At 72.3% G+C, this 24,930-nt stretch carries 15 protein-coding genes; 11 read left to right on the forward strand and 4 right to left on the reverse strand.

Annotated features, from left to right (window positions below; genetic code table 11):
* The first annotated feature begins 43 nt into the window (after positions 1 to 43).
* Genes AC5DRG_RS42200 through AC5DRG_RS42210 form a run of 3 tightly spaced genes read left to right on the forward strand, consistent with a single transcriptional unit; the run spans position 44 to position 3,298 of the window.
* On the forward strand, positions 44 to 1,309 hold the full coding sequence (locus AC5DRG_RS42200; protein WP_491805144.1) for a sensor histidine kinase: 1,266 nt from the start codon (positions 44 to 46) through the stop codon (positions 1,307 to 1,309).
* Positions 1,310 to 1,356: 47 nt separating this feature from the next.
* Positions 1,357 to 2,037, forward strand: a complete 681-nt coding sequence (locus AC5DRG_RS42205; RefSeq protein WP_491805145.1) for a response regulator transcription factor — start codon at positions 1,357 to 1,359, stop codon at positions 2,035 to 2,037.
* A gap of 52 nt (positions 2,038 to 2,089) precedes the next feature.
* Entirely contained in the window at positions 2,090 to 3,298 is a 1,209-nt protein-coding gene (locus AC5DRG_RS42210; RefSeq protein ID WP_491805146.1) for a cytochrome P450 family protein, read from the forward strand.
* Between the two features lie 4 nt (positions 3,299 to 3,302).
* On the opposite strand, the gene AC5DRG_RS42215 is transcribed toward AC5DRG_RS42210, so the two are convergent.
* Positions 3,303 to 4,322, reverse strand: coding sequence for a Gfo/Idh/MocA family protein (locus tag AC5DRG_RS42215; RefSeq protein ID WP_491805147.1), 1,020 nt, complete (start codon positions 4,320 to 4,322; stop codon positions 3,303 to 3,305).
* A gap of 130 nt (positions 4,323 to 4,452) precedes the next feature.
* On the opposite strand from AC5DRG_RS42215, the gene AC5DRG_RS42220 reads away from it, so the two are divergent.
* The 7 genes from AC5DRG_RS42220 (at position 4,453) to AC5DRG_RS42250 (ending at position 13,055) form a co-directional block, all read left to right on the forward strand.
* On the forward strand, positions 4,453 to 5,190 hold the full coding sequence (locus tag AC5DRG_RS42220; protein WP_491805148.1) for a GntR family transcriptional regulator: 738 nt from the start codon (positions 4,453 to 4,455) through the stop codon (positions 5,188 to 5,190).
* Positions 5,191 to 5,347: 157 nt separating this feature from the next.
* Positions 5,348 to 6,532, forward strand: coding sequence for an ROK family glucokinase (locus AC5DRG_RS42225; protein WP_491805149.1), 1,185 nt, complete (start codon positions 5,348 to 5,350; stop codon positions 6,530 to 6,532).
* Complete coding sequence (locus AC5DRG_RS42230; protein ID WP_491805150.1) at positions 6,529 to 7,110, forward strand: sugar kinase; 582 nt, start codon at positions 6,529 to 6,531, stop codon at positions 7,108 to 7,110. The genes AC5DRG_RS42225 and AC5DRG_RS42230 overlap by 4 nt, the downstream gene beginning before the upstream one ends.
* Positions 7,111 to 7,216: 106 nt before the next feature.
* Positions 7,217 to 10,057 (forward strand): SCO1167/SCO6262 family helicase, encoded by a 2,841-nt coding sequence (locus AC5DRG_RS42235; protein WP_491805151.1) that lies wholly within the window; start codon positions 7,217 to 7,219, stop codon positions 10,055 to 10,057.
* Positions 10,058 to 10,062: 5 nt separating this feature from the next.
* On the forward strand, positions 10,063 to 11,985 hold the full coding sequence (locus AC5DRG_RS42240; RefSeq protein WP_491813301.1) for an SWIM zinc finger family protein: 1,923 nt from the start codon (positions 10,063 to 10,065) through the stop codon (positions 11,983 to 11,985).
* Between the two features lie 154 nt (positions 11,986 to 12,139).
* Positions 12,140 to 12,418 (forward strand): hypothetical protein, encoded by a 279-nt coding sequence (locus AC5DRG_RS42245; RefSeq protein ID WP_491805152.1) that lies wholly within the window; start codon positions 12,140 to 12,142, stop codon positions 12,416 to 12,418.
* A gap of 25 nt (positions 12,419 to 12,443) precedes the next feature.
* Entirely contained in the window at positions 12,444 to 13,055 is a 612-nt protein-coding gene (locus tag AC5DRG_RS42250) for a hypothetical protein (RefSeq protein WP_491805153.1), read from the forward strand.
* A gap of 66 nt (positions 13,056 to 13,121) precedes the next feature.
* On the opposite strand, the gene AC5DRG_RS42255 is transcribed toward AC5DRG_RS42250, so the two are convergent.
* The 3 genes from AC5DRG_RS42255 to AC5DRG_RS42265 form a co-directional block, all read right to left on the reverse strand.
* Positions 13,122 to 17,594 carry an FtsK/SpoIIIE domain-containing protein gene (locus AC5DRG_RS42255; protein ID WP_491805154.1) on the reverse strand — a complete coding sequence of 1,491 codons (4,473 nt, stop codon included), beginning with the start codon at positions 17,592 to 17,594 and terminating at the stop codon, positions 13,122 to 13,124.
* Between the two features lie 91 nt (positions 17,595 to 17,685).
* Positions 17,686 to 17,982 (reverse strand): WXG100 family type VII secretion target, encoded by a 297-nt coding sequence (locus AC5DRG_RS42260; RefSeq protein WP_491805155.1) that lies wholly within the window; start codon positions 17,980 to 17,982, stop codon positions 17,686 to 17,688.
* A 45-nt stretch (positions 17,983 to 18,027) separates the two neighbouring features.
* Positions 18,028 to 23,175: a hypothetical protein gene (locus AC5DRG_RS42265; RefSeq protein WP_491805156.1), complete on the reverse strand. Its 5,148-nt coding sequence runs from the start codon at positions 23,173 to 23,175 to the stop codon at positions 18,028 to 18,030.
* Positions 23,176 to 23,329: 154 nt separating this feature from the next.
* Between AC5DRG_RS42265 and AC5DRG_RS42270 the strand changes: the two genes are divergently transcribed.
* Entirely contained in the window at positions 23,330 to 24,883 is a 1,554-nt protein-coding gene (locus AC5DRG_RS42270) for a hypothetical protein (RefSeq protein WP_491805157.1), read from the forward strand.
* The last annotated feature ends 47 nt before the right edge of the window (positions 24,884 to 24,930 follow it).

Below are 24,930 nucleotides of genomic sequence, written 5' to 3' on the forward strand. Positions count from 1 at the left end.
ATCATGTGCGCGAGGGGGTTTCGGGAGCCCGCGCTGCGTAGATTTGTCGACTGTGACTGGTGACAAGTCGGTGCCCCGGCCCATCTCGGCGTTTCCCGCGCGGAGGTGGCTGCTGCCGTCCGCCGTGGCCCACGAACTCGACCCCGAGGCCGGACGCCCCGGCCGCTCCGGACGACCCCGGCGGACCGCGCGTGACTGGGTCGTCGACTTCTTCTGCTTCTTCCTGGCCGTCCTCATCGGGCTGCTCGCCGCGGACAGCCTGACCGGCGACCCGGACACCCCGCACACGCTCGTCGTCGTCGACCAGTGCGTCGGCGCCCTGGCCTGCGCCGCGGTCTGGCTCCGCCGCCGCTGGCCGGTCGAACTCGCCATCGCCATGCTCCCCGTCGGCTTCGTCTCGACCACGTCGGCCGGCGCCGGCATGGTCGCCTTCTTCACCCTCGCCGTGCACCGGCCCTTCAAGTACGTGGCCTGGGTGGGCGGCATCTCCCTCGCGGGCATCCCGCTCTTCTACTGGCTGCGCCCCGACCCCGACCTGCCGTACCCGGCCGCGGTCGCCATCACCGCGCTGTTCACCCTCACGGTCCTGGGTTGGGGCATGCTCGCCCGGTCCAAGCGGCAGCTCATGCTCAGCCTGCGGGACCGGGCCCGGCGGGCCGAGACGGAGGCACAGCTGCGGGCCGAACAGGCGCAGCGGCTCGCCCGCGAGGCCATCGCCCGGGAGATGCACGACGTACTGGCCCACCGTCTGACCCTGCTGAGCGTGCACGCGGGTGCGCTGGAGTTCCGCCCGGACGCACCCCAGGAGGAGGTCCAGCGCGCGGCGGGCGTCATCCGGGAGAGCGCGCACGAGGCCCTCCAGGATCTACGGGAGATCATCGGCGTCCTGCGGGCGGGCGAGCCCGAGGACGCGGGCCGCCCCCAGCCGACGCTCGCCGCGCTGGACACCCTGGTCGCCGAGTCCCGGGACGCGGGCATGAAGGTCATCCTCGACAACCGCGTCACCGACCCCTCCGGCGTCCCGGCCTCCGTCGGCCGCACCGCCTACCGGATCGCCCAGGAGGGCCTGACGAACGCCCGCAAACACGCCCCCGGGGCGGAGGTCACGGTGACCGTTTATGGCGCCCGGGGCAACGGTCTGCAGGTGTGTGTGGAGAACCCCGCACCTGTGGGTGACGTCCCTCCCGTCCCCGGCTCGGGACAGGGCCTGATCGGCCTGACGGAACGGGCCACGCTGGCCGGGGGAGAGCTGCAGCACGGGCCGCTGGAGGGCGGAGGGTTCAGGGTGCAGGCCGGGCTGCCCTGGTGATGAAAAGCCCGTGCCCCATGCCCCATCTCCCGTGATTTCGTAGGCCCATGACTGCGATCAGACTGCTCCTCGTCGACGACGATCCGCTCGTACGGGCCGGACTGACGCTCATGATGGGTGGCGCCGACGACATCGAGATCGTGGGCGAGGCCGCCGACGGCAGCGAGGTCGAGGAGCTCGTCGACCGCACCCACCCCGACGTCGTCCTCATGGACATCCGCATGCCGGCGGTGGACGGCCTGACGGCCACGGAGCGGCTGCGCGGCCGCAATGAAGCCCCGCAGGTCGTCGTCCTCACCACCTTCCACGCCGACGAACAGGTGCTCAGAGCCCTCCGCGCGGGCGCCGCCGGATTCGTCCTCAAGGACACCCCGCCCGCGGAGATCCTCGCGGCGGTACGCCGCGTCGCGGCCGGCGACCCGGTCCTGTCGCCCACCGTCACTCGGCAGTTGATGGCACACGCGGCCGGTTCCGGCGCCGACACCCGGCGCGCACGCGCGCGTGTCCGGATCGCCGCCCTCAACGACCGTGAGACCGAGGTCGCCGTCGGCGTCGGCCGGGGACTCGCCAACGCCGAGATCGCCGCCACCCTCTTCATGAGCGTCGCCACCGTCAAGACCCACGTCTCCCGCGTCCTCGCCAAACTCGACCTCAACAACCGGGTGCAGATCGCGCTGTTGGCGTACGACGCGGGGCTGCTGGAGGAAACGGGGGAGGACGGGCACTAGGGGTGGGTGCCGGGCGTTGTCAGTGCGAGGGGGACGCGGGGAGGGGACGACGATGACAGAAGTGATCGACCTGGGGGAGTACGGCGACGCGTTCCGCACGGATCCGCATCCCGTGTACGCGCGCCTGCGTGAGCACGGCCCGGTGCACCGCGTGCGGCCGCCCGGTTCCCGCGCCGACTACTGGACCTGGCTCGTCGTCGGCCACGAGGAGGCGCGCGCGGCGCTCGCCGACTCGCGCCTGTCCAAGGACGGCAGCAAGATCGGGGAGAGGTTCCTCGACGACGACCTGATCGGCAGGCACCTGCTGAGCGCCGACCCGCCCGAGCACACCCGCCTGCGGGGGCTGGTCTCGCGCGCCTTCACCCTGCGGCGGGTGGAGGCACTACGGCCGAGGATCCAGCAGATCACCGACGACCTGCTCGACGCGATGCTGCCGCTGGGTCGGGCCGACCTGGTGGAGTCGCTGTCCTACCCGCTGCCGATCACCGTGATCTGCGAACTCCTCGGTGTGCCCGAGATGGATCGCGCGGAGTTCCGCAAGCTGTCGACGGAAGTCGTCGCACCCACCAGCCCGGACAGTGTGTACGACGCGTACGTGCGACTTGCCGAGTATCTCGCCGAGCTGATCGAGGACAAGCGGTGCGCCGGCCCGAGCGACGACCTGCTGAGTGACCTGATCCGCACCACCGCCGAGGACGGAGACCGCCTGTCCCCGCAGGAACTGCGCGGCATGGCTTTCATCCTGCTGATCGCCGGCCACGAGACGTCGGTCAACCTCATCACCAGCGGCGTCCACGCCCTGCTCACCCACCCCGACCAACTCGCCGCCCTGCGCGCCGACATGAGCCTCATCGACAGCGCGGTCGAGGAGACCCTGCGCTACGAGGGCCCGGTGGAGAACGCGACGTTCAGGTACGCGGCGCAGCCCCTGGAGATCGCCGGCACCCGCGTGGAGGAGGGCGACGCGGTGATGATCGGCCTCACCGCGTCGGACCGGGACGGGGTCCGCTACCCCGCCCCGGACCGCTTCGACATCCGTCGCGACACCCGCGGCCACCTCGCCTTCGGCCACGGCATCCACTACTGCCTGGGCGCCCCGCTGGCCCGCCTCGAAGCACGCACGGCGATACGTTCGCTGCTTGAGCGTGCCCCGGACCTGGCCCCCGACGGCCCGCCCGGCGACTGGCTGCCGGGCATGCTGATGCGGGGCGTCCGCAGCCTGCCGGTGCGCTGGTCGGAAGGGTCGCTCATAAGGACGTAGCGGCTCATAAGGACGTAGTCGTCCCGCCCGGCAGCTCCGCGAGATACACCGCCCTGCGGTCCCGTCGGGACACCTCACAGGCCTCCGCGATCCGCAGCGCCTGCAGGGCCTCGCGTCCGTCGCACGGGTTGGCCAGCTCGCCGCGCACCACGTCGACGAAGGCAGACAGTTCGGCCTCGTACGCGGGCTCGAACCGCTCCAGGAACCCGGTCCACGGCTTGTCCGCGGCCGGCGGCCCGGTCGGCTCCGTGGAAGCGATGGGCGTGCGGTCGTCCAGGCCGACGACGACCTGGTCCAGCTCCCCGGCAAGCTCCATACGGACGTCGTAGCCGGCGCCGTTCATCCGCGTGGCCGTCGCCGTGGCCAGCGTGCCGTCGTCGAGGGTGAGGACGACCGCGGCCGTGTCGACGTCACCCGCCTCACGGAACATCGCGGGCCCGGCGTCGGACCCGGCGGCGTACACGTCGACGATCTCGTGCCCGGTCACCCAGCGCAGGATGTCGAAGTCGTGGATCAGGGTGTCCCGATAGATCCCGCCGCTGTGCGGCAGCCACTCCGGCACCGGCGGCGACTGGTCGGAGGTCAGCGCCCGTACGGTGTGCAACCGCCCGAGTTTCCCCGAGCTCACCGCCTCACGGGCACCGCCGTAGCCCGTGTCGAAGCGGCGCTGGAATCCCATCTGGAGGATCGTTCCGGCTGTCTCGACCTCGGCGATCGCGTGCAGCGTGCCCGGCAGGTCCAGTGCGACCGGCTTCTCGCAGAAGACCGGGAGGCCGGAGCGTGCCGCCCGACCGATCAGTTCGGCGTGGGCCCAGGTGGACGTGGCGATCACCACGGCATCCACCCCCCACTTGAATATCTCCTCCATACTCGGTGCGGCCGTCTCGCCCAGCCGGTTTGCCAGTTCCTGGGCCCTTGAGGGGTCCGCGTCCGTGAGAATCAGGGAGCCGACCTCACGATGGCGGCTGAGGGTGGCCGCATGGATTCTGCCGATGCGGCCCGTACCGATGACTCCGATGCGCATGTGAACAAATTGGGGTCGAACTGTGCACGCTGTCAATGCGCATGTCCGGACAATCGAACTAGACAACTTCCCGTCAACCATCCACGGAGCTACGCTCGGGGCCGTGCCGAAACCAGATGGGGACCCGAGAGTGCCACTTGAGCTCAGCGTGGACCGGAGCAGCCCGGTGCCGTTGTACTTCCAGCTGTCCCAGCAGCTGGAGGCCGCGATAGAGCACGGCGCGCTCACTCCCGGCAGTCTGCTCGGCAACGAGATCGAGCTCGCCGCGCGGCTCGGTCTGTCCCGGCCCACCGTCCGCCAGGCCATCCAGTCGCTCGTCGACAAGGGCCTGCTCGTGCGCCGCCGTGGGGTCGGCACCCAGGTCGTGCACAGCCAGGTCAAGCGCCCGCTGGAGCTGAGCAGCCTCTTCGACGACCTTGAGTCGGCCGGGCAGCGCCCCGCGACAAAGGTCCTGGTCAACACCCTCGTCCCGGCGTCCGCCGAGGTCGCCGCCGCCCTCGCGGTGCCCGAGGGGAGCGAAGTGCACCGGGTCGAGCGGCTGCGGCTGGCGCACGGCGAGCCGATGGCGTACCTCGGCAACTACCTCCCACCGGACCTGCTCGAACTGGACACCGCACAGCTGGAGGCCACCGGCCTGTACCGGCTGATGCGGGCCGCGGGGATCACCCTGCACAGCGCCCGCCAGTCCATCGGCGCCCGCGGCGCGACTGCCGCCGAGGCGGAGCGGCTCGGCGAGTCGGTTGGCGCGCCGCTGCTCACCATGCAGCGCACGACCTTCGACGACACGGGCCGCGCGGTCGAGTTCGGTAGCCACACCTACCGCCCCACCCGCTACTCCTTCGAGTTCCAGCTCCTCGTACGGCCCTGATTCCCCGGCGCGCCCTCGGGCCCGAGATCGTCGCAATGTCCGGACAAAGCGACCGAATGTCAGGGCAAGGCCACAGACCAGCGAGCCGAGGACCTCAGGACCCCTTGTTGTTCCCCCGCACGGCACACAGCGTGACGGTGAGGCAGAATCAAGCCCGATGAGCACCTACCGCGACCTCGCACTCCCCAGGGCACTGAGCAACGCCCGGACGGCCGGCGCCCCCATAGGCTCCCGCCGCGCCCCCGTACTCCGTACGGTCGGCACCCGGGAGCGCCGCTCTCACCTGACCGCCCCCCGCGTGCCCACCGTCGGCATCGACATCGGCGGCACCAAGGTGATGGCGGGCGTCGTAGACGCCGACGGCAACATCCTGGAGAAGGTCCGCGCGGAGACGCCGGACAAGTCCAAGAGCCCCAGGGTCGTCGAGGACACGATCGTCGAACTGGTCCTGGACCTCTCCGACCGCCACGACGTCCACGCCGTAGGCATCGGCGCGGCCGGCTGGGTCGACGCCGAGCGCAACCGCATCCTGTTCGCGCCCCACCTCTCCTGGCGCAACGAGCCCCTGCGCGACCGCCTCGCCGGCCGGCTCGCCGTGCCCGTCCTGGTCGACAACGACGCCAACGCCGCCGCCTGGGCGGAGTGGCGCTTCGGTGCCGGCCGCGGCGAGGACCACCTCGTCATGATCACCCTCGGGACCGGCATCGGCGGCGCGATCCTGGAGGACGGCCAGGTCAAGCGCGGCAAGTTCGGCGTCGCGGGCGAGTTCGGGCACATGCAGGTGGTGCCCGGCGGCCACCGCTGCCCGTGCGGCAACCGCGGCTGCTGGGAGCAGTACAGCTCCGGCAACGCGCTGGTCAGAGAGGCGCGCGAACTCGCGGCGGCCGACTCCCCGGTGGCGTACGGGATCATCGAGCACGTCAAGGGCAGCATCGAGGACATCACCGGCCCGATGATCACCGAGCTGGCCCGCGAGGGCGACGCCATGTGCATCGAGCTGCTCCAGGACATCGGCCAGTGGCTCGGCGTCGGCATCGCCAACCTGGCGGCCGCGCTCGACCCCTCCTGCTTCGTGATCGGCGGCGGTGTCTCGGCCGCCGACGACCTGCTGATCGGCCCCGCGCGGGACGCGTTCCGTCGTCAGCTGACCGGCCGCGGCTACCGCCCCGAGGCCCGTATCGCCCGCGCCCAGCTCGGCCCCGAGGCCGGCATGGTCGGCGCCGCCGACCTCGCCCGGCTGGTCGCCCGCCGCTTCCGGCGCGCCAAGCGGCGCCGGGTGGAGCGGTACGAGCGCTACGAGCGGTACGCGGAGGCCCGCCGCACCCCCCAGGACACCCCATGACGGCTTCGCTGCCACGCCAGGCCATGTCCCCGGACGAGTCGCCCAAGCCGCCCGAGGACCGCCGCCACCGCAACCGTCGCCGGGCGCTCACCCTGCTCATCATCGGGCTGCTCATCGGTGTTCCGGCCGGCTATCTCGTGATCTCCGCCAACCAGAGCCGCAACAGCGGCAAGGACAAGGAGGAGAAGTACTCGGCGACCGGCCTCACCGCGGGCTACCCGTCGAAGGTCCAGCGCCGCCTCTACGAGGTGCCGGTTCCGCACCCGGCCGACCGGGTCGCGTACTACGAGACGAACAACTGGAAGACCAGCCGTCTCTACGTCCAGTTCCGCACGACCGACGCGGGCCTGGACGTCTTCCTGGACAGCGTCGGCGTCAAGCGGAGCGCGCTGAAGACGGACGACATCACCATCGGCGAGCGCGACCAGAAGGTCACCGGCTGGAACTTCACGGGCCCCGGCCCGTGGGCGGGCGTCGTCCACACGCAGAAGGACCCTGCGCCCACGCAGGACATCGTCGTGAACACGGCGGATCCCGCCTACCCCATGGTCTACGTCGTCTCGCGCACGATTCCTTGAGCCGCCCCGTCCCGGTGCCGGCCGGTCGCCGGGACCGGTTGTCAGACCCCGCCCGTAGAGTCGAAGACAGCTGAACGACTCTGAGCGGCGGGAGGTGACAGGACGTATGGGAAACGCGGCTACGGTGGCCGAGCGCACAGGGGAGTCCGTCCCCGTGTGGCTCGCGGCCGTCTTCCTGCCCGCCCCGCTCCCGCGCGAGGGCCGGGTCGCCTTCTGGGACCCCGAAGACGACCCGCTGCCCGACGAGGACCACGAGGGCATCGAGCGCACGGAACTGACCGTCGTACGACGGCACGGCGCCGGAGTCCGCCGCCGGCCCGCCCCCGCGCTGTCCCTGCCGCTCGCCGAGGCGCTGCCGCTGCTCGTGCGCGCCCGGCGCGACCCCGCCGCCCACCCCGCCACCGCCTGCTGGGGCGCGGCCGCACTGCACGCGCTGCGGCTCACCGCACGGGGCCGGCTGCTGCCCGGCCTGACCGCCACAGGCCACGACGCCTGGCGCGCGGGCCCCCTGGACCCGGCCGACATCGCGCACCTGAGGGCGGTGGCCGCGGCGCTGCCCTACGAGGGACACGCGGTCCCGCTGCCCGGCCCGGGCCCGCTGCGGCTGCCCGAACCGGAAGCGCTGATGCGCTCCTTCCTGGACGCGGTCGCGGACACCCTGCCGCGCACCCCGGCCGCCCCCTTCGCCTCCGGGAGGCCCTTCGCCGACCGCCGGCCCCAGCGCCTGCCCGACGCCCACGACTGGGCCGCGGAGGTCGCCGCCGGCATGGACGCGGGCGTGCGGATCTCGCTGCGGCTTGACCTGTCGGCGTACGACCTGTTCGACGGCGCAGGGCGGGTCCGCACCGCGGGCGCGGCGATCGTCCAGGTGCACAGCCTCGCCGACCCCACCCTCGTCGCCGACCTGGCGGCCCTGTGGGCGGGCGAGGCGGACGCGGTGTTCGGGCCACGCGCACGCGTGGACGCGGCCCTGGCCGTGCGCCGGGCTGCCCGGGTCTGGCCACCCCTTGACCGGCTCACCGAACAGGACGTGCCCGACGTACTGGCCCTGTCCGAGGACGAGTTGGGCGAGCTGCTCGGCGTGGCGGCCACCCGGCTCGCGGCGGCCGGGGTTGCCGTGCACTGGCCCCGGGACCTGGCGCAGGACCTCACCGCGGCCGCGATCGTGCGCTCCGCGCCGGGCTCGGCGACCGACGGGACCGGTTTCTTCGAGAGCGAGGAACTGCTCCAGTTCCGCTGGCAGTTGGCGCTCGGCGGCGACCCGCTCACCGAGGCCGAGATGGACATGCTCGCCGAGGCCCACCGTCCCGTCGTACGCCTGCGGGACCAGTGGGTGCTCGTCGACCCGGCGCTCGTCCGAAAGGCCCGCAAACGCGAACTGGGCCTGCTCGACCCGGTCGACGCGCTGTCCGTCGCGCTCACCGGCAGCGCGGAGGTCGACGGCGAGACCGTGGAGGCGGTGCCCGTCGGCGCCTTGGCCGCCCTGCGCGACCGGCTGACGGCCGGAATCCAGCCCGCCGAGCCGCCCGCCGGCCTGCGGGCGACACTCCGCGACTACCAACTCCGGGGCCTGGCCTGGCTCGACCTCATGACCTCCCTCGGCCTCGGCGGCTGTCTCGCCGACGACATGGGCCTCGGCAAGACGATCACCCTCATCGCACTGCACCTGCGCCGGGCCCGCAGTGCGCCGACCCTGGTGGTCTGCCCGGCCTCGCTCCTGGGCAACTGGCAGCGCGAGATCACGCGGTTCGCCCCCGGCGTCCCGGTCCGCCGCTTCCACGGCCCGGACCGTACCCTGGACGATCTGGACGGCGGCTTCGTCCTGACGACGTACGGCACCATGCGGTCGGTGGCGCCCCGGCTGGCCGAACAGCAGTGGGGCATGGTCGTCGCCGACGAGGCACAGCACGTCAAGAACCCGTACTCGGCGACCGCGAAGGCACTGCGCACCATTCCCTCGCCCGCGCGCGTGGCCCTGACCGGCACCCCGGTCGAGAACAACCTCTCCGAGCTGTGGGCGCTGCTGGACTGGACGACCCCGGGCCTGTTGGGCCCCCTGAAGTCCTTCCGCGCCCGGCACGCGCGCGCGGTGGAGAACGGCGAGGACGAGGAGGCGGTGGCCCGGCTGGCCGGACTGGTCCGCCCCTTCCTGCTCCGCCGCAAGAAGTCCGACCCCGGGATCGTCCCCGAGCTGCCGCCCAAGACGGAGACGGACCACCCGGTCCCCCTCACCCGCGAACAGGCCTCGCTCTACGAAGCGGTGGTGCGCGAGTCGATGCTCGCCATCGAGACCGCGGAGGGCATTGCGCGCCGCGGCCTGGTCCTGAAGCTGCTGACCTCGCTCAAGCAGATCTGCGACCACCCCGCGCTGTACCTGAAGGAGGAGACCGGGCCGGGAGGGGGAGACCGGCAGGTGGCCCGCTCGGGGAAACTGGCCCTGCTGGACGAGCTGTTGGACACCCTGCTCGCCGAGGACGGGTCGGCCATCGTCTTCACGCAGTACGTCGGCATGGCCCGCCTGATCACCTCCCATCTGGCCTCCCGCGCGGTCCCCGTGGACCTCCTCCACGGAGGTACGCCGGTACCGGAGCGGGAGCGCATGGTGGACCGCTTCCAGAGCGGGGCGACTCCGGTCCTGGTGCTGTCCCTGAAGGCGGCCGGCACGGGCCTCAACCTCACCCGCGCGGGCCATGTCGTCCACTTCGACCGCTGGTGGAACCCCGCCGTCGAGGAACAGGCCACCGACCGGGCCTACCGCATCGGCCAGACCCAGCCCGTCCAGGTCCACCGCCTCATCACCGAGGGCACGGTCGAGGACCGCATCGCGGAGATGCTGGAGGCCAAGCGAGCCCTGGCCGACGCCATCCTCGGCTCCGGCGAGTCGGCCCTCACCGAGCTGACGGACCGCGACCTGGCCGACCTGGTGTCACTGCGGAGGGAGCAGTGACCGACGTGACGAAGGAGATCGGCGAGGACGCCCCCACACCGGACACGTCGAGCGACTCCGGGGAACCGCGACCGGCCGACGCGGCACGCCGGGCACTGCGCGCCGCACGGGAGCGGCAGCCGGTGACCGGGGAGGCGTCGGCCCACGACTCCGTGGCGGAGGAGTCCGCGGGCCCCGAGACCCGGCCGGGTGATGCCGCGCGTGCGGCACTGCGGCGGGCGGCCAGGGCCGAGCACAGCGGTGAACCGAGCCCTGAAAATGCGTCCATGCGGGGCGGTCAGGGGGGACCGCGAGCCGCCCGTCCCGCTGATGTCGCGCGTGAGGCGTTGCGCGCCGCTCGTGGTGAGGCGCGGCAGGCCAGGGAGGATGCCGCGGCTGCGGGAGTCGAGAGGGCCCGTGGACGCAGCGGGGTGCTCCGGGCGCGTGATGTACGGGGGTTGATCGGCGACGCCTTCAAGCTGCCCCCCGAGGCAGCTTCGCCCAGCGACACGACCAGCGACACGGCCGACGACACGACTGACGACAACGAGGCTGCGGGGCACGGGAGTTCGGATACCCAAGAAGCCTCCGGCACGGTGAGTTCCAGGCCCCTTCCGCCCCTCGCCCCACCCGCCTCCGCAAGCGCTTCTCCACCCGTGCCCTCACCCCCACAGACGCCCCCCTCCATGGCCGCCCCCGGCCGCGACGGCGACCTGCGCCGCACCTTCCCCGCCTTCCCGCCCCGCACCTCGCGCGGTGACGGCTTCGCCGAGACCTGGTGGGGGAACGCCTGGGTGAGCGCGCTGGAGGAGGGTGCGCTGGACGCCAAGCGGCTGGCGCGTGGCCGGAGTTACGCGCAGCAGGGGCATGTGGACGCCATCACCGTGACGCCCGGGCTGGTCCTCGCCTATGTGCAGGGGAGTCGCCCGCGGCCGTATCGCGTACAGGTGCGGCTGCGCACGCTCGACGACGCCGACTGGGAGCGGTTCCTGGACGCCGCCGCCGAGCGGCCCGGGGACATCGCCGCGCTGCTCGACAAGGAGATGCCCCACTCGCTCGCCGACTGCGGAGTCGCTCTCCTCCCCGGCGCTGGAGACCTCGAACCCCGGTGCAGCTGCCCCGACTCCGGCCACCCCTGCAAGCACGCCGCCGCCCTCTGCTACCAGACCGCACGCCTCCTCGACGCCGACCCCTTCGTACTGCTCCTGCTGCGCGGCCGAGGCGAACGCACGCTGCTCGACGCCCTGTCCCGCCGCAACGCCGCCCGCGCGGCCCGCGCCGCCCAGGAACAGGAACCGGCCCCGCTGCCCGGCGTACGGGCCACCGAGGCCCTCGGGCCGCGCCAACTCCCGCCGCTCCCGCTCCCCTTGCCCGCGCCTCCGCACCCGGAGCAGCCCCCGGTGTACCCGGCGGCACCCGGCGGCCCGGACCCCTTCGCGCTGGACCAGCTGGCCACCGACGCCGCCGTCCGCGCCCACGCGCTGCTGCACACCGGCCGCGACCCGGTCGCCGAACTCACGCTGTGGCAGGACGCGGTGCGCCTCGCCGCGGCCCGCCCCGGTTCCGGGCTCACCGCCGCCACCCGCTCGCTCTACGCGTCCCTCGCCGACGCCACCGGCCGTACCCCGTCCGACCTGGCGCGCGCGGTCGCCGCCTGGCGGCAGGGCGGGTTCGAAGGGCTCGCCGTCCTCGAAGAGCCGTGGGACCCGCCCGCGGGCCGCTTCGACCGGGCCCGCCCGCTCCTCCTCGCCGCCGACCTCCCGGCCTTCCGCCCCTGGCACAACCACCTCACCCACCCCCACGGCCACGTCCAACTCCGCCTCGGCCGCGACGGCTTGTGGTACGCCTACGAGTCCGAGCCGGGCCACGACGACTGGTGGCCCCGCGGCACCCCCGACCTCGACCCGGTCGGTGCCCTGACGGGACTGGGCGGCGCCGACGACCGGTGACAGCCTGAAACATCCGTCATGGATCATGGCTTGGGACAAGGGGTAAAGAACGGTTCAGGTGGCGTTCAATGGCGCCCCTGAGGTGAACACGTCCACAGGCACTAAGTTCTGATGATGAGACAGGTCGTCGCAGTCGGCCGAGAGAGGGGCCCTCATGGCAGAGATCCAGATTCCGGGGGACGAGCTGGAGTCTCTCAGCTCGCTTCTGGCCCGCGTCATGGAACTCATCGACACCAAGCCCACGAACTTCGACGAGACCGCCGTAGGCGCGCCGCTGGCGTCCTCGGGCGGCAACTTCGAGAGCTCGTGGAGCGACGGCCGTAAGCAGCTCAAGCGGCAGGGCAACCAGCTGAAGGAGGCCTGCGACCAGATCGTCAAGGCCTTCACCGACTACGACAACCAGAGCGCGGACTCCCTGACCGCGAAGAAGTAGAGCAACAGCAGAGGAGCACGCGGCGATGACCGTGGAAGGAACCCTGGCGTTCGGCCTTCGGATACCGGACGGCTGGGTGGAGTACGACCTCTCCGGCGAGTCCCTGGCCGAAGTCCGGGCCGCGTTGCTGAAGGAGACGCCGAACAAGGCGGAGCGGGACCAGATCAACGAGACGTTCCGCAACGTGCGACGGATCGCGCAGGGTGCGAAGCGGCGCGGGGCGGTGTACGCGGCGGGCACGTTCAGCATGTACGAGGACGGTCTGCTGATGGCGAACGTGATGATCTTCAAGGTCACGCCACCGCCCGGGCGGAGCTTCTCGCTGCAGGACCTGAGCAAGGAGTTCTCGGCGACCGGCGGCACCCAGGGCGCGAGCACGACCCGGACGTTCAGCACCGTGGAGCTCCCCGGCATCGGGCCGGTGGGGCGGGTGCGCGGCGTCGAGGAGGCCGAGATCGCGCAGGGGGTCAGGACCAAGCTGGCGATCATGCACACGGTGGTGCCGTTCCCGGACGAGAGCGGGCAGGTGCTGGTCATCACCTGCTCCAGCCCGAACCTGCCGCTCGCGGAGCCCCTGTACGACGTGTTCGACGCGATCACCTCGACGTTCAGCTTCGGCGTGATCACACCGGCCTGAGCGCGGACATGACGACGGGCCCGGCCCTCCTTCGGGGAGGAGCCGGGCCCGTCGTCATATTCGGCTTCAGCTCGTCCTGCCCGGCGCGGGGACGCGTACGGTGACGTACTTGCCGTCCCCGAGATGGAGATGGGCCTTGCCGGGTTCCGGGTCGGCGCCGAGCAGGCCGTGCGGGATACGGGCGCCGACCGGTTCGCCGTCACTGAGGTGGCGCGGGGCGAGGATGGCGCCGCAGCGGTTGCGGCGGGCCGAGACCTGCCAGCTGGACATGCTGCTGAGGAACGCCTCGTTGTTGCCGGCCGCGATCAGGCCCCAGCCGTCCCCGGCGGCGCCGCGGGCGAACCGGGCGAGATCGGAGTCGATCTCGGAGTGGACCAGCATGTCGGCGTCGTCCAGCAGGATGGCCCCGGTGGGGGAGTCGACGCCGTGCAGGGCCTTGCGGAAGTCGGCGAGCGCCACGTCCGGATCGGTGAGGACCTCGACGACGCCCTCCTGGCCGGCCAGCGAGCGCAGCGGCGACGGCCGGGGCGCGACGATGACCAGCTTGTTGCCGCGGGCGAGCAGCGACCGGGCCATCGCCAGCAGCACCGTGCTGCGCCCGGAGCGGGGCGGACCGGCGATGACGAAGGTCGGGACGGCCGCCAGGTCCGTGCCCATGGCGGACAGTTCGTCGCCGCCGACGCCGACCATCGCCCACAGCGGGGAGGCGTTCTCGGGGACGCGGGCCAGGGCGTCCTCGAAGGAGAACCGGTCGGGGAGCACGTCCACCCGGAAGGGACGCAGCTGGTCCGGTACGGCCTTGTCCCGCTCGGCGGTCTGCGTCGCGATCCGCTCCAGGGCGGCGGCCTGGGCGGCACCGCTGGGATCGGGGTCGATGAGGGCGATCTGGGCGCTGCAGGTGTCCTTGAGCCGGATGGCGCGGCCGGCGGGCAGCTCGGCGGGCACGTCCCGGTAGGAGATGCCGGTGGCGGAGTAGTCGTTGCGGTCGTTGAGCCGCAGCACCAGCTTGTCCTCGGTGGTGGAGACGAACCGGGCCGAGGTCAGGATCCGGTCACCGGTGAGCACCATGTGGATGCCTACGGCGGCGCCCTCGCGCAGCAGCAGGAGCATCTTCTCCATGACGCTGCCCTGGTCGTAGGAGCCGAAGTCGCGTTCGAACGCCTCGAAGCGGTCCACCATGACGAGCAGGTGCGGAGGGCGCCTGATGGGGGTGCGGCGGCGGCGCAGCTCGGTGAGGTCGGCGAGCCCGCGACGGCCGAGGGCGGCCCGGCGGCTGTTCAGTTCGGCGACCAGCCGGGTGAGCAGTCGTACGACCCGCTCGACCTGGCCCCGGTCGACGACGGCACCGCAGTGCGGCAGCTTGGCCATCGCCTGCAGGGCGCCGTTGCCGCAGTCCAGGCCGTAGAGGTGGACGTCGGCGGTGCTGTGGTCGCGGGCGACGGCGGCGGCCAGGGTACGCAGCGCCTGGGAACGGCCGCTGCGGGGGGCGCCGATGAGATGGAGGTGGCCCATCGTGTCGAAGTCGAAGACCAGGTCGGCGCGGGCCTGTTCGGCGGGGATGTCGACCTGCCCGTAGGCGACCGGGTTCAGGCGGCCTTCGGCGTCGTACGACGGACCGTTGCCCTCGGGCAGGGCGTACGAGTCGGGCAGGGGCGGCAGCCAGGGGCGGCGGGACTCGGGGATGCCCAGCTGTTCCGCCGCGGAGCCGATGCCCTGGACGAGCACGGCCAGGTCGGTGACGGTCTGCACGGCGCGCTGCTCACCGCTCCTGGCGCGGGCGGGCGGCGGGTCGCCCAGTTCCTCCCAGTGGAGTTCGGTGAGGACGGGCGCCGGGTGGTCGCCGGCGTCGGCGGTGGCGGTGAGGTCGGGGCGGCGGCCGCCGATCCGGCCGGTCTGGAACGGCAGCAGGACGGCGTGGCCGAGGCGCGCGTAGGCGCGGCCGGGGGTGCGGGGCGAGAGCTGGCCGGCGTCGGGCGCGTCGATGATGTCGCGGCTCTCGGACGGGTCGGTGGTGCGCAGCGCGATCCGCAGGTTGGTGTTGGCGCGGATGTCGGCGGTGACGGCGCCGGAGGGGCGCTGGGTGGCGAGGATCAGGTGGATGCCGAGCGACCGGCCGCGCTGGGCGATGTTGACCAGGCCGGTGACGAAGTCGGGCAGTTCGCGGACCATGGAGGCGAACTCGTCGATGACCAGGACGAGTCGTGGCATCGGGGCGAGTTCGGGGCGGCGGATGCGCTTGTCGGTGTAGTCGTCGATGTCCTTGGCGCCGGCGTCGGCGAGGATGTGCTCGCGGCGGCGGAGTTCGGCGCCGAGGGAGGTCAGGGCGCGCTCGACGAGGTGGGTGTCGAGGTCGGTGACCATGCCGACGGTGTGCGGGAGTTGCTCGCACTCGGCGAAGGCGCTGCCGCCCTTGTAGTCGACGAGGACGAAGTTCAGCTCGTCCGGCCGGTTGGCGACGGCCAGCGACGCCACGAGGGACTGCAGCAGCTCGGACTTGCCGGAGCCGGTGGTGCCGGCGATCAGGCCGTGCGGTCCGTCGGCCTTGAGGTCGATGGCGAACGGCCCGTCGACGCCCTCCCCGAGGACGGCCCGGGTGCTGCGCGCGGACACCGCCCACATGGCGGCGACGGCCTCGGCGGTGGGGGGTTCGAGCCCGAGGACGTCCAACAGCCGGGCGGACACCGGAAGGAGGCTCTCCTCGGCCTCGTCGCCGACGTCCCGTACCGGGGCCAGGGCCCGGGCGACGCCGGTGAACCAGGCCGGCTCGGGTGCGTCCATGAGGACGCCGGTCACCGGCTCCATGCCGGCCTGGCGGATCCATAGCCCGCCGACCCCGGCAACCGCGACGGCCTGGCACTCCTCGGGCAGCAGCCGTTCCTCGTCGTCCAGGCACAGGACGTACACGCCGACCTCGGGGCCGTCGCGGAGGATCTGTATGACACCGGGCAGGGCGCGCAGGCGGCGGGCGCCGTCGAGGACGACGAGGACGTCCGGCTCGCTGGCGGCGCCGCCGCGCGGGGCGTTGCGGCCGGCGGCCTTGCGGGTGGCGATCAGGGCGCTGAGTTCGGCGACCCGGCGGCCCAGCGACTCGGTGCCGGAGCCGACGAGGCTCACGGTGTCCTCGCTCTGCGGGGCGCAGTGCGGCAGCCAGTGGACCCAGGACCAGCGGTCCGCGCCTGCCGAGCCGGACAGGACGTAGATGCGCAGGTCGGAGGGGCTGTGCAGGATGGCGGCCTGGGCGACGAGCCAGCGCACCAGCGCCGACACGGTGTCCGCCCCGCTGCCCTTGGCGCCTTCGCCGCCGACCCGGAGTGCCGCGTCGGGGGCCCGTACGTCGGCTGCGATGCCCATGACGCCGGCCTCACGGAGCGGTACGGCGACCGGGACGGCGTGGGTGGTGCGGGTGACCCGGCGGCGGTGCTCGGCCTCGGCGGGGTCGTCCAGTTCGAGCCAGGCGGGCCGGTCGGCCACGCCGAGCCGCAGCATCAGGAAGTCGTCGTCCCGCCACCGGCGTTCCCACAGCCGGCGGCGTGGCCCTGCGGTGATGAGCAGGGCGGTCGCCGGGTCGGGGCAGGCGGTACGGCGGGCGTCCTGCTCGGCGAGGACCGCTTCCTCGACCTCCTGGTCGAGCTGGGCCTTGGTCACCTCGTACGCGGCGAGCTGCTCCTCGTAGGACTCCTTGCCGCGTCGCTTGGCGCTGATCTGGTGGACCAGGGCGATGACCGGGGAGAGCAGGCCGAACATGAGCATGCGGGGGTTGCCGGTGATGGCGGTCATGGCGCCGGACATGATGAGCGGCGCGAAGATCATCGGCAGCTGGAGTTTGTTGCGGGGCTGCTTGCTGGGCGGGCGCGGCAGCTTGAAGCGGTTCTTCGGGGTCGGCGGGAGCAGCCGGGGCGGCCGGTTGTAGTCGAGCCCGGTGCCGTCGGCCGAGGGGACCACGGCGGCGTCGGGGGCGGTGGGCTCGGCGCGTTCCAGCAGGACGGGCCCGGCGGTCAGCACACCGGCGACGGGCCAGTTGGTCCAGTCGTCGCCGCCGGTCAGCTCGGTGTTGTCCAGGCGCAGGGTCTCGCCGTGCGCGGCGCGTACGCGGACGCCGCCGTCCACGGCGACGGTGAGGTGCGCGGCGGTGGCCGGAAGGTCGTCGGCGGGCAGCCGGATACGGGCCGTTGCGGCGGAGCCGATCTCGAAGTTGCCGGGCGGCAGCCGGAACACCGATCCGGCGCCGGTGCCGCCGATGGCGCGCAGTTCGGTGACGCCTTCGGGCTCCTGGCCGGCAGACGGCACGTCGAGCGGTGTCCCGAGGGCGAGCAGCCCGCCCGAGCGCAGTCCGGCGGCGGCCACGACCTGCTCCGCGGGGAGTCGCTCGGCGCCCACATAGAGGGCGGGTGGTTCGGCGGTGGGAGCTGTGCCGTGCAGGGCCTGACTGAGCTCTCCGGCGAGTTCGCCGACCGGGACACCGGGGTCGGTATCGATCACGAGGTCGGCCGCCCGTCCCGACTGCGGGTCAGGGTCGACGACGGTGACGGTCAGGCGCATGGGGCTGCTCCTCGGTCCTTCCAAGGTTCGAACGTGGGGGGCGGCACGGGCCGGACCGGTTCGGTGGTCCGGCCCACGCCGGTGGTGGCGACTAGTGAGGGAGGCTGTTGCCCAGCTGCTCGTCGGTCTGGGTGAAGCCCTCGCCGACGCTCTTGACGTACTGGGAGATGCCCGGCAGGCCCTCGATCACGTCGTTGTAGCCCTTGTGGAAGGACTCGAAGAACGGCCGGAACTTCTGCTCGGCCGCCGGCGTGCGGTAGCCGTCGGCGAGCAGGTTGTCGATGTCCGACTTGATCTTCTGGAGCTGGGCGATCGCGGTGTCGTACTCGTTGGTGACGGTCGCCGAAGTGGACTCGGTGACCTCGGTCTTGACGTCGAACTGGGGCATGGATGGTGTTCCTTTCCTGTGGTGCGGGATGGTGGGGCAGGCGGTCTATTGGCCCTGGTTCTGCCGGCTCTGCTCGGCCTCGATGTAGGCGAGTTCCTCCGGGGTGAGGGACACCGGGCCCGCGGGCGCAGGCGGGTTGAGCAGTTCCCGGTTCTGGATGTCGTTGGAGGTGTTGAGGAACTTCACCGGGATGTCGGTGTAGAGGCTCTCCGGCCCCTTGGTGTTGAAGATGGCGCTGTTCTCCAACTGCTTGCCGGTGACGCCGTTGGCGACCGAGGTGCCCACCCCGAGCCCGGCGTTCTGCAGGGCGGTCGTGGGGTCCGCGCCCATGGCGATCTGGACTCCGGCGTTGGAGAAGTTCTGGACGACACCCTTGAGCGCGCTGCGGGCGGCCTCCCAGGCGAACTCCCGGTAGTCGTCCGGCTTGAGGGTGGCGCCCAGGTTGAAGTTGTAGTCGTCCACGGGCGAGTGCTGCTCGCTGTAGCCGCCGGAGCCGTCGATGCCGGTGACCTTGTTGCCGTCGGCGTCCCGGACGGTGACGGCGCCGCTGTCGCCCGCGGTGAAGGTGTGGGTCGTGCCGTTGTTGTCGACGCTGCCGGTGACTCCGCTGTGGCTGACGTGCAGGTTGGTGTTCTCGCCGTTCGCCGTGTACTGGAAGTCGGCCGAGCCGTTCGGGTTCTGGGTGATGGTGACGCCGTTGCCGGGGTCGGTCGTGGTGGCCGTGCCGTGGTCGACGGTGGTGCCGGGGGCGCCGCCGGGCGGGGTGAAGGTGGCCGGGCCGCCCAGGTTGGAGACCGTGGTGCCGTCGCTGAGGGTGGCCGTCTGGTGGGCGGGGAACGCCGGTCCCTGCTCGCCCGGCGCCGGGGTGACGGCTGGGTGGTTGGTGACGCCCGGGCCCTGGAGGCTGTTGTCCGGCCGTACGGTGACGGAGTCGCCCGCGCCGCCCGGGCCGTTGACCTGGAAGGTGCCGCGGCCGGTGTGGTCGACCTGGAGGCCGCCGTTGCTGACGCTGGAACCGCCGCCCCAGACCGGGAGTTGGACGCTGGGGCCGCCGGCGTTGTTCGCGCCGACGCTGAAGGTCTCAGGCTGCTTCGGCGGGGCGCCCGGGCTGTCCTTGCCGGGCAGGACGCCCGACTTCTCGGCCGGGGTGGTCGCGTTGCGGTAGTCGCCGTCGGACTTGGTGACCGTGACGTTGCCGGTGTCCACCTTGGACTCGCCGCCGAAGCCGCCGGTGTGCTGGATGGTGGGCCCGTTGCCGGGAGTCTGCACGGTGATGCCGCCCTGGCCGTCGCCGGTCACGGTGGAGACGTGCGTGTCGTTCTGGCCGTTGCCGACGGGGTTGCCGTTGGTGTCGACCGGGTTGCCCTGGGCGTTGACCGGGCCGTTCGGGTTCGGGCCCAGGTGGGTGATGCCGCCGGGGCCGTAGCTCGCCGTCGCCGGGCCGTGTTCGACGGTGACGTGTCCGCCGCCGTTGTGGGTGACGGTGGAGCCGGGGGAGTGGACCGGGTCGGTGCCGTGGGTGGTGACGCTGGTGCCGCCGGTCCCGTTGGCCAGGGTGTTGTCGCCGCCGACGAGCGTGGGGTGGCCGATGGCGCCCGGACCCTTGTTGACCGGGGTCTGGACCGTCCCTCCGTCGTGCGTCGCGGTGATGGTCGCGCCGCTGGGCGAACTCTGCACCCCGAGCTGCCCGTTGCTGTCGACGGTGTGGCCGACGCCGGACTTGTCGTGGACGGTCTGGGTGGTGAAGCCGCCGTTGCCGTCCGGGGTGAGCGTGGTGGTGTGGCCGTTGCCGGTCGCCGTGACGGTGCCGCCGGAGGTGTTGACGCTCTGTCCGGTCGAGTTGGTGACGGTGACCGACTGCTGGCCGGGCTGTCCGTTGCCCCCGGTGACCTTGACCTCGCCGTCGGGGCCGTGGACGTTGAGGGAGCCGTCGGCGCCGGAAGCGGTGGTCGTGGTCCCGGTGGTGCCCTGCTGGGTGATGGTGACGCCGTTGTTCGGGCCACCCTGGACGGTGACGCCCTGCGAGCTGATCCCGTTCCCCGTCACCTGCACCTGGTTGCCCGAGTGGGTGACGTCGGAGGTCGGGTTGCCCGCGCCGTCGGTGCCCTGGTTGACGGTGAACGTGCCGCCCTGGCCGTCGTTGACGGTGGCGCTGGAGTTGCCCGCGCCGCTGGTGACGGTGGTGCCGTTCCCGACCGGGGCACTGGAGCTCGTGCCGTTGTGGGTGGCCACCACGGTGTTGTTGACGTGCGTCTGGGCCGGGGTCTGGCCGCCGAAGGCCGTGGTGCTGCCGGCGGTGGTCACCGTGGTCGTACCGTTCTGGCCGGAGTTGACCGTGACCGCGGGCACATGGGCGTTGGTGGCGCCCGCGCTGACGCCGCCGGGGAAGCCCTGGGCGGTGAATCCGTGCCCGGTGACGGTCGTGCCGTTCGCACCGGTGGTCACATGGAACCCGTCGGAGTCGAGCGTGGTGACGCCGCCCGAGACCGACGCCGTCGTGGGGGGAACGCCACCGGCGTTCGTGCCCGTCACGCCGACGGTGCTGGTTCCCTGGGCGTCCACGGAGACCGTGAGGTTGCCGTGTGACACCGGGTTGCCCGGGGTCGCCTGCGCCAGCTGCGGGGGCGCGGTGGGGGCGCCGTCCGGTCCCGGAGGCCCGCTCTGGCCGGGGGTGGGGGTGATGGCGCCGCCCGCGCCGACGTCGTAGTGGAAGCCGTTGTGGGTGAAGCCGGCGGTGCCGTCCGCGTTGATGGTGGTCGTCCCGGCGGTGATCGTGCCGTTCCCGCCGTGGGTGATGCCGCCGACGTTGAAGGAGCCGTTGCCGCCCACGTTGAAGGGGGCGCCGCTGTCGCCGGTCAGCGTGACGCCGTTCGGCGTGAAGTGCGCCCCGGCGCCGGCGCCCGGCCCGCCCTGCACGGTCACGTTGCCGGTGCTGTCGGCGCTGACGTACGGGCCGCCCTGCGTCGTCACGTTGACCGCGGGACTGCCACCGGGGTTGCCGCCGCCGGAGTCGAACTGGACGGTCGTGTTGGGCTGTTGAGGGTCGGGCTGGACCGTGAAGCCGTCGTTGCCCAGGTGGGTGGTGGGGCCGCCGATCGAGCTCACCGTGGCGGTGCCGTCCGGGTGCAGGGTGCCGGTCACGCCGTTGTCGGTGACCGGGACGCCGCTCGCCGTGGGCGGGTCGACGTGCTGGTTGCCGGGCAGGTTCACGCCGCCGCCGACGTTGTCCGCGGACGCCGTGACGTTGTGCCCGCCGAGGTTGACGTCGACGGTTCCGTTGGGCCCGGCGCCCGCGTCGTGCGTGGCCAGCGGGGGGTTGCCCGGGCCGCCGTTGGACACCGTGGTGACGTCGCCCTGGTGTGTGACGGAGACTCCGTCCCCGGACACGGTGGTGGTGCCGCCCGTGTCCCCGACGGTGAGCCCGCCGGTGTGGATGTCGCCGTTGCCCCCGACGGTGAAGGCGGGCGGATTCGGGCCCTGAGTGCCCGCGTCCACGGTGCCGTTGAAGGCGATCGTGCCGTCGGTGCCCTGGGTGACGCCGCCGCCGAACGGGCCGTCCGAGGTCGTGAACCCGTTGTCGGTCAGCGTGGTCGTGAGATTCGTGTCCTTGGCGACCGGCGTGTCCACGCTGGTCTGGTTGCCGTCGTAGGCCACCTTGTCGCCCTGCGGGCTCTCGATGGTGTTGGTGTCCCCGTTGGTCGTGGAGGTGAAGCCGTCCGGGGTCGTGGTCGTCGTCGTGGTCTCCGGCGCCGGCTGCGGGGTGCCGTCCGCAGTCGGGGTGGGCTTCGGCGTCGCCGGCTCGGTCTTGGTCTCGGTCGACGTGCCGTCCGGCGTGGTGATCTTCGTCTTCAGCGCGCCGGTGGTCTGGTCCCCCGAGGTATTGCCGGTGATGCCGTGGAAGCCCGTTTTCTGCGGCATCTCCCGGCCGTTGACGTGCAGGAGGCTGCCCGGGGTGAAGCTCTCCTTGGAGAAGGCCAGGTCGATGTTGCTCTTGAACTTGCCCTCAGTGGTGAAGGCGTCCTTGAGGTTGTTGGCGAACTTCGTGCCGCCGAGCACCGCGAAGCCGCCACCGACGGCCGCGCCCACCGCGGCGCCGGAGAGGATTCTCGCCGCGTCCAGTTGCCGGCCCGCGGCGAGGTCCGAGATGACGGTCGCGGTCGCGCCGAGCGCGAACTCGGTGGTCGCCTCGGCGAACGCCTTCTGGGTCACCACGAAGGCCGGCTGGACCTTCAGCCCGTTGTAGTTGATGCCCCGGCCCAGCGGGGTGAGGACCTTGCGGGTGAAGGTCGACCCCTTCGCCCAGGTCTTGACCGCGACCGACACGGTGCCCGCGCCCCGGCCCGCCGCCGACAGCGCCTTGCCCAGCGGCGCGAACTTCGACACGACGTTGCCGAGCCTGCCCAGCTGACCGAGCAGCACCCCGCCCGGCACGATGGTCAGCAGGCCGATGAGCAACTCACCTATCTCCAGCTTGCCCTGGGTCACCATCCGGACCACCGACAAGCCGAAGGCGATGGCGCCGAGCACGATGCCGAGGACCGGGAAGAAGATCGCGACGATACCGGCGAGGATGCCGATGATGATCTCGAAGATCGGGTGGTCCGCGAGCCAGTCGCCGATCTTCTGGAAGATGTTCCGCGCCGGAATGGCCTGGTCCGCGGCCTCGTCCAGGGCTCGGGACGCGGTGGCCGACCCCGTCTCGCGCATCTGCTGGGCCTGTTGGGCCAACGCCGTGGCCGCCGACAGGGTCGACTTGGCCGTACTGACCTCCGACACCTTCGAGTTGTGGCTCGTGGTCTGCTCAGGCGTGGCGTCCGTGGGCAGGTCCGGGACCACCGCGGCGGCGGTCGCCGCGACCGGCCCGCCCTGGTCGATCGCGGTGTCCAGCAGGGTCTGCGCCTCGGCGAGCACGCCGGCGTAGGTGGTGTAGGCGCTCGCCGCCGAATGGAAGGACGTCCGTGTCTGGTCCAGGAAGCGCGGCATGTCCTTGATCTTGTCCTGCAGGGCGGTCATCGCCTGACCCTTGCCGTGCCGCACCGCCGCGTCGGTACCGAGCAACTGGTAGGCCTGGTCCGCCTGATCGCCCAGATCCTGGTACGTCCGGGCAAGGGTCCGGATGGCCTCCGGATCACCCGGGGTAGGGTCGCTGTCGAAACCGAGCGCTTCCCACCCGCTGGTGTGTCGCCTCGCCATAGCGTTGTCGCCCTTCCCCGAATTGTTCACAGTCATCCGCACCTGGAGTAACTCCGGTACGGATAGCCTCAGTTCAGGACTCAACTATCTCGCGTCCCGGTAAACCGATCATGACAGTTGTGTGTCGGGCGAACGCTGCTCAGGAGGATGGAGATTGCGTCACAAGAATTCGGCGCCGTACGCGGCGTCCCTGGTCAGATGGCCTGCCGTGCTCGTACTGGCCCTCGGGATCACATTCGCGCAAATACTTCTGACGTCTGCTCAGACAGCGCTGGCACTCCCGGCCCAGGTGACCGCCGCGACCGCCTCGACGACGGCCGGAGCGAACGCCACAGGGGACGTCCGGTTCTACGTCGTCAAGCCCGCGGAGGAGAACGGCGGTCAGTACGAGACGCTGCTCTCCATCGCCGAGCGCACCCTCGGGGAGGGCAACCGGTACGCCGAGATCCTCAGCCTCAACACCGGCCGCACGCTGCCCGACGGCTCCACGTTCACCACCCCCCAGCAACTCGTCCCCGGCTTCGCGCTGCGCCTGCCCGAGGACGCGACCGGTGACGGCGTACAGGTGGGCGCGCTGCCCGAGACCACGGCGGCGAGTGCCATCCCCACCGCGACGGCGTCCCCGAGCGCGGCCGCCGCTACCGGAACCTCCCTGTTCGGCAAGCGAGTTCCGCTCGGCCCCCTCGTCGCCGGAGTCGTCGGTCTCGCCCTGCTGACCCTCCTCATCGTCGCCCGCCGCCGCGTGTTCAAGCTTGCCCGCAAGATCGGCGGCGCCCTGCTCCGCGCCGCCCGCGTGCTGCGTCCGCGCCTGCCACGATCCGCGAGCCTCTGGCTGCGCCGCCGGCGCCGTGCGGTCCTGGGCCGTTCCCTGGTCGCCGACACCCACACACTCCCCGTCGTACGGCACACCCTGCGCGAACTGGTCGCCCCCGTACCCGCTCCCGGCAGCCCTACGGCCACCGCGTCCACCCGCGTCTACAGCGTGCTCGCTCTCCCCACCAAGCTGCTCGCCGCCGTTTCCGGAACCGCGCCGGCCCCGGAGCGCTGGACCGCCCTCGACGCCGGCCGCTGGGAGCGCACCGGCGTCCCCACCTCCGTCGAAGAGGACGCCCCGACCGACGGCCTGCCCTTCCCGCTGCTGGCCCGGGTCGGTGTGACCGAGCCCGGCAACGCCCAGGTCCTGGTCGACCTCGGCCACATCAACGGGACGCTCAGCATCCTCGGCGACCAGCAGGTCGCCCGGGACACCCTGGCGGCCCTCGTGCGCAGCCTGCTGGAGACCGCACGCCAGGACAACGCCGCGGTGACGGTGGTGGCCGTCGACCCGGACCGCACCGTGCTGCCCGACCTGCACGCGCAGCACGGGCTGCTGCGGGTCCCCGGTCTCCAGGACGTCAGCGGCGGAACCCCGTCCCCGCTGACCGCCCCCGCGCCGGAACTCGGTGCCGACCTCATCCGCAGCGCCACCCGCACCGGGCCCGTCACCGGCGTGCTCGTCCTGGCCCAGCCGCTCGCCGAGGACGACCTCAGGGCGCTCGCCCGGCTCTCCTCCAAGGCCGGCGGCTGGATCGTGCTTGCCGCGGGGGACGTCCCGGGCGCCCACTGGCGCTGGCACGCCGAGGAGGACGGCACCGTCGACACCGGGATCCTCGGCCGCAAGGTCTTCGTTCCGGCCCAGTCCGTTCCGGCGGGCGCGGGCGCGAGGTGAGGTACGGCCGTCCACGACAGGCGGGGCCATCTGTTCGACGCCCTCGT

The sequence above is a fragment of the Streptomyces sp. JLBG701 genome (assembly GCF_058544905.1).

Coding starts and splice junctions, on each gene's coding strand:
- AC5DRG_RS42205 (WP_491805145.1), top strand. CDS start 1,357: ATGACTGCGATCAGACTGCTCCTCGTCGACGACGATCCGCTCGTACGG.
- AC5DRG_RS42210 (WP_491805146.1), top strand. CDS start 2,090: ATGACAGAAGTGATCGACCTGGGGGAGTACGGCGACGCGTTCCGCACG.
- AC5DRG_RS42215 (WP_491805147.1), bottom strand. CDS start 4,322: ATGCGCATCGGAGTCATCGGTACGGGCCGCATCGGCAGAATCCATGCG.
- AC5DRG_RS42225 (WP_491805149.1), top strand. CDS start 5,348: ATGAGCACCTACCGCGACCTCGCACTCCCCAGGGCACTGAGCAACGCC.
- AC5DRG_RS42230 (WP_491805150.1), top strand. CDS start 6,529: ATGACGGCTTCGCTGCCACGCCAGGCCATGTCCCCGGACGAGTCGCCC.
- AC5DRG_RS42235 (WP_491805151.1), top strand. CDS start 7,217: ATGGGAAACGCGGCTACGGTGGCCGAGCGCACAGGGGAGTCCGTCCCC.
- AC5DRG_RS42245 (WP_491805152.1), top strand. CDS start 12,140: ATGGCAGAGATCCAGATTCCGGGGGACGAGCTGGAGTCTCTCAGCTCG.
- AC5DRG_RS42250 (WP_491805153.1), top strand. CDS start 12,444: ATGACCGTGGAAGGAACCCTGGCGTTCGGCCTTCGGATACCGGACGGC.
- AC5DRG_RS42255 (WP_491805154.1), bottom strand. CDS start 17,594: ATGCGCCTGACCGTCACCGTCGTCGACCCTGACCCGCAGTCGGGACGG.
- AC5DRG_RS42260 (WP_491805155.1), bottom strand. CDS start 17,982: ATGCCCCAGTTCGACGTCAAGACCGAGGTCACCGAGTCCACTTCGGCG.
- AC5DRG_RS42265 (WP_491805156.1), bottom strand. CDS start 23,175: ATGGCGAGGCGACACACCAGCGGGTGGGAAGCGCTCGGTTTCGACAGC.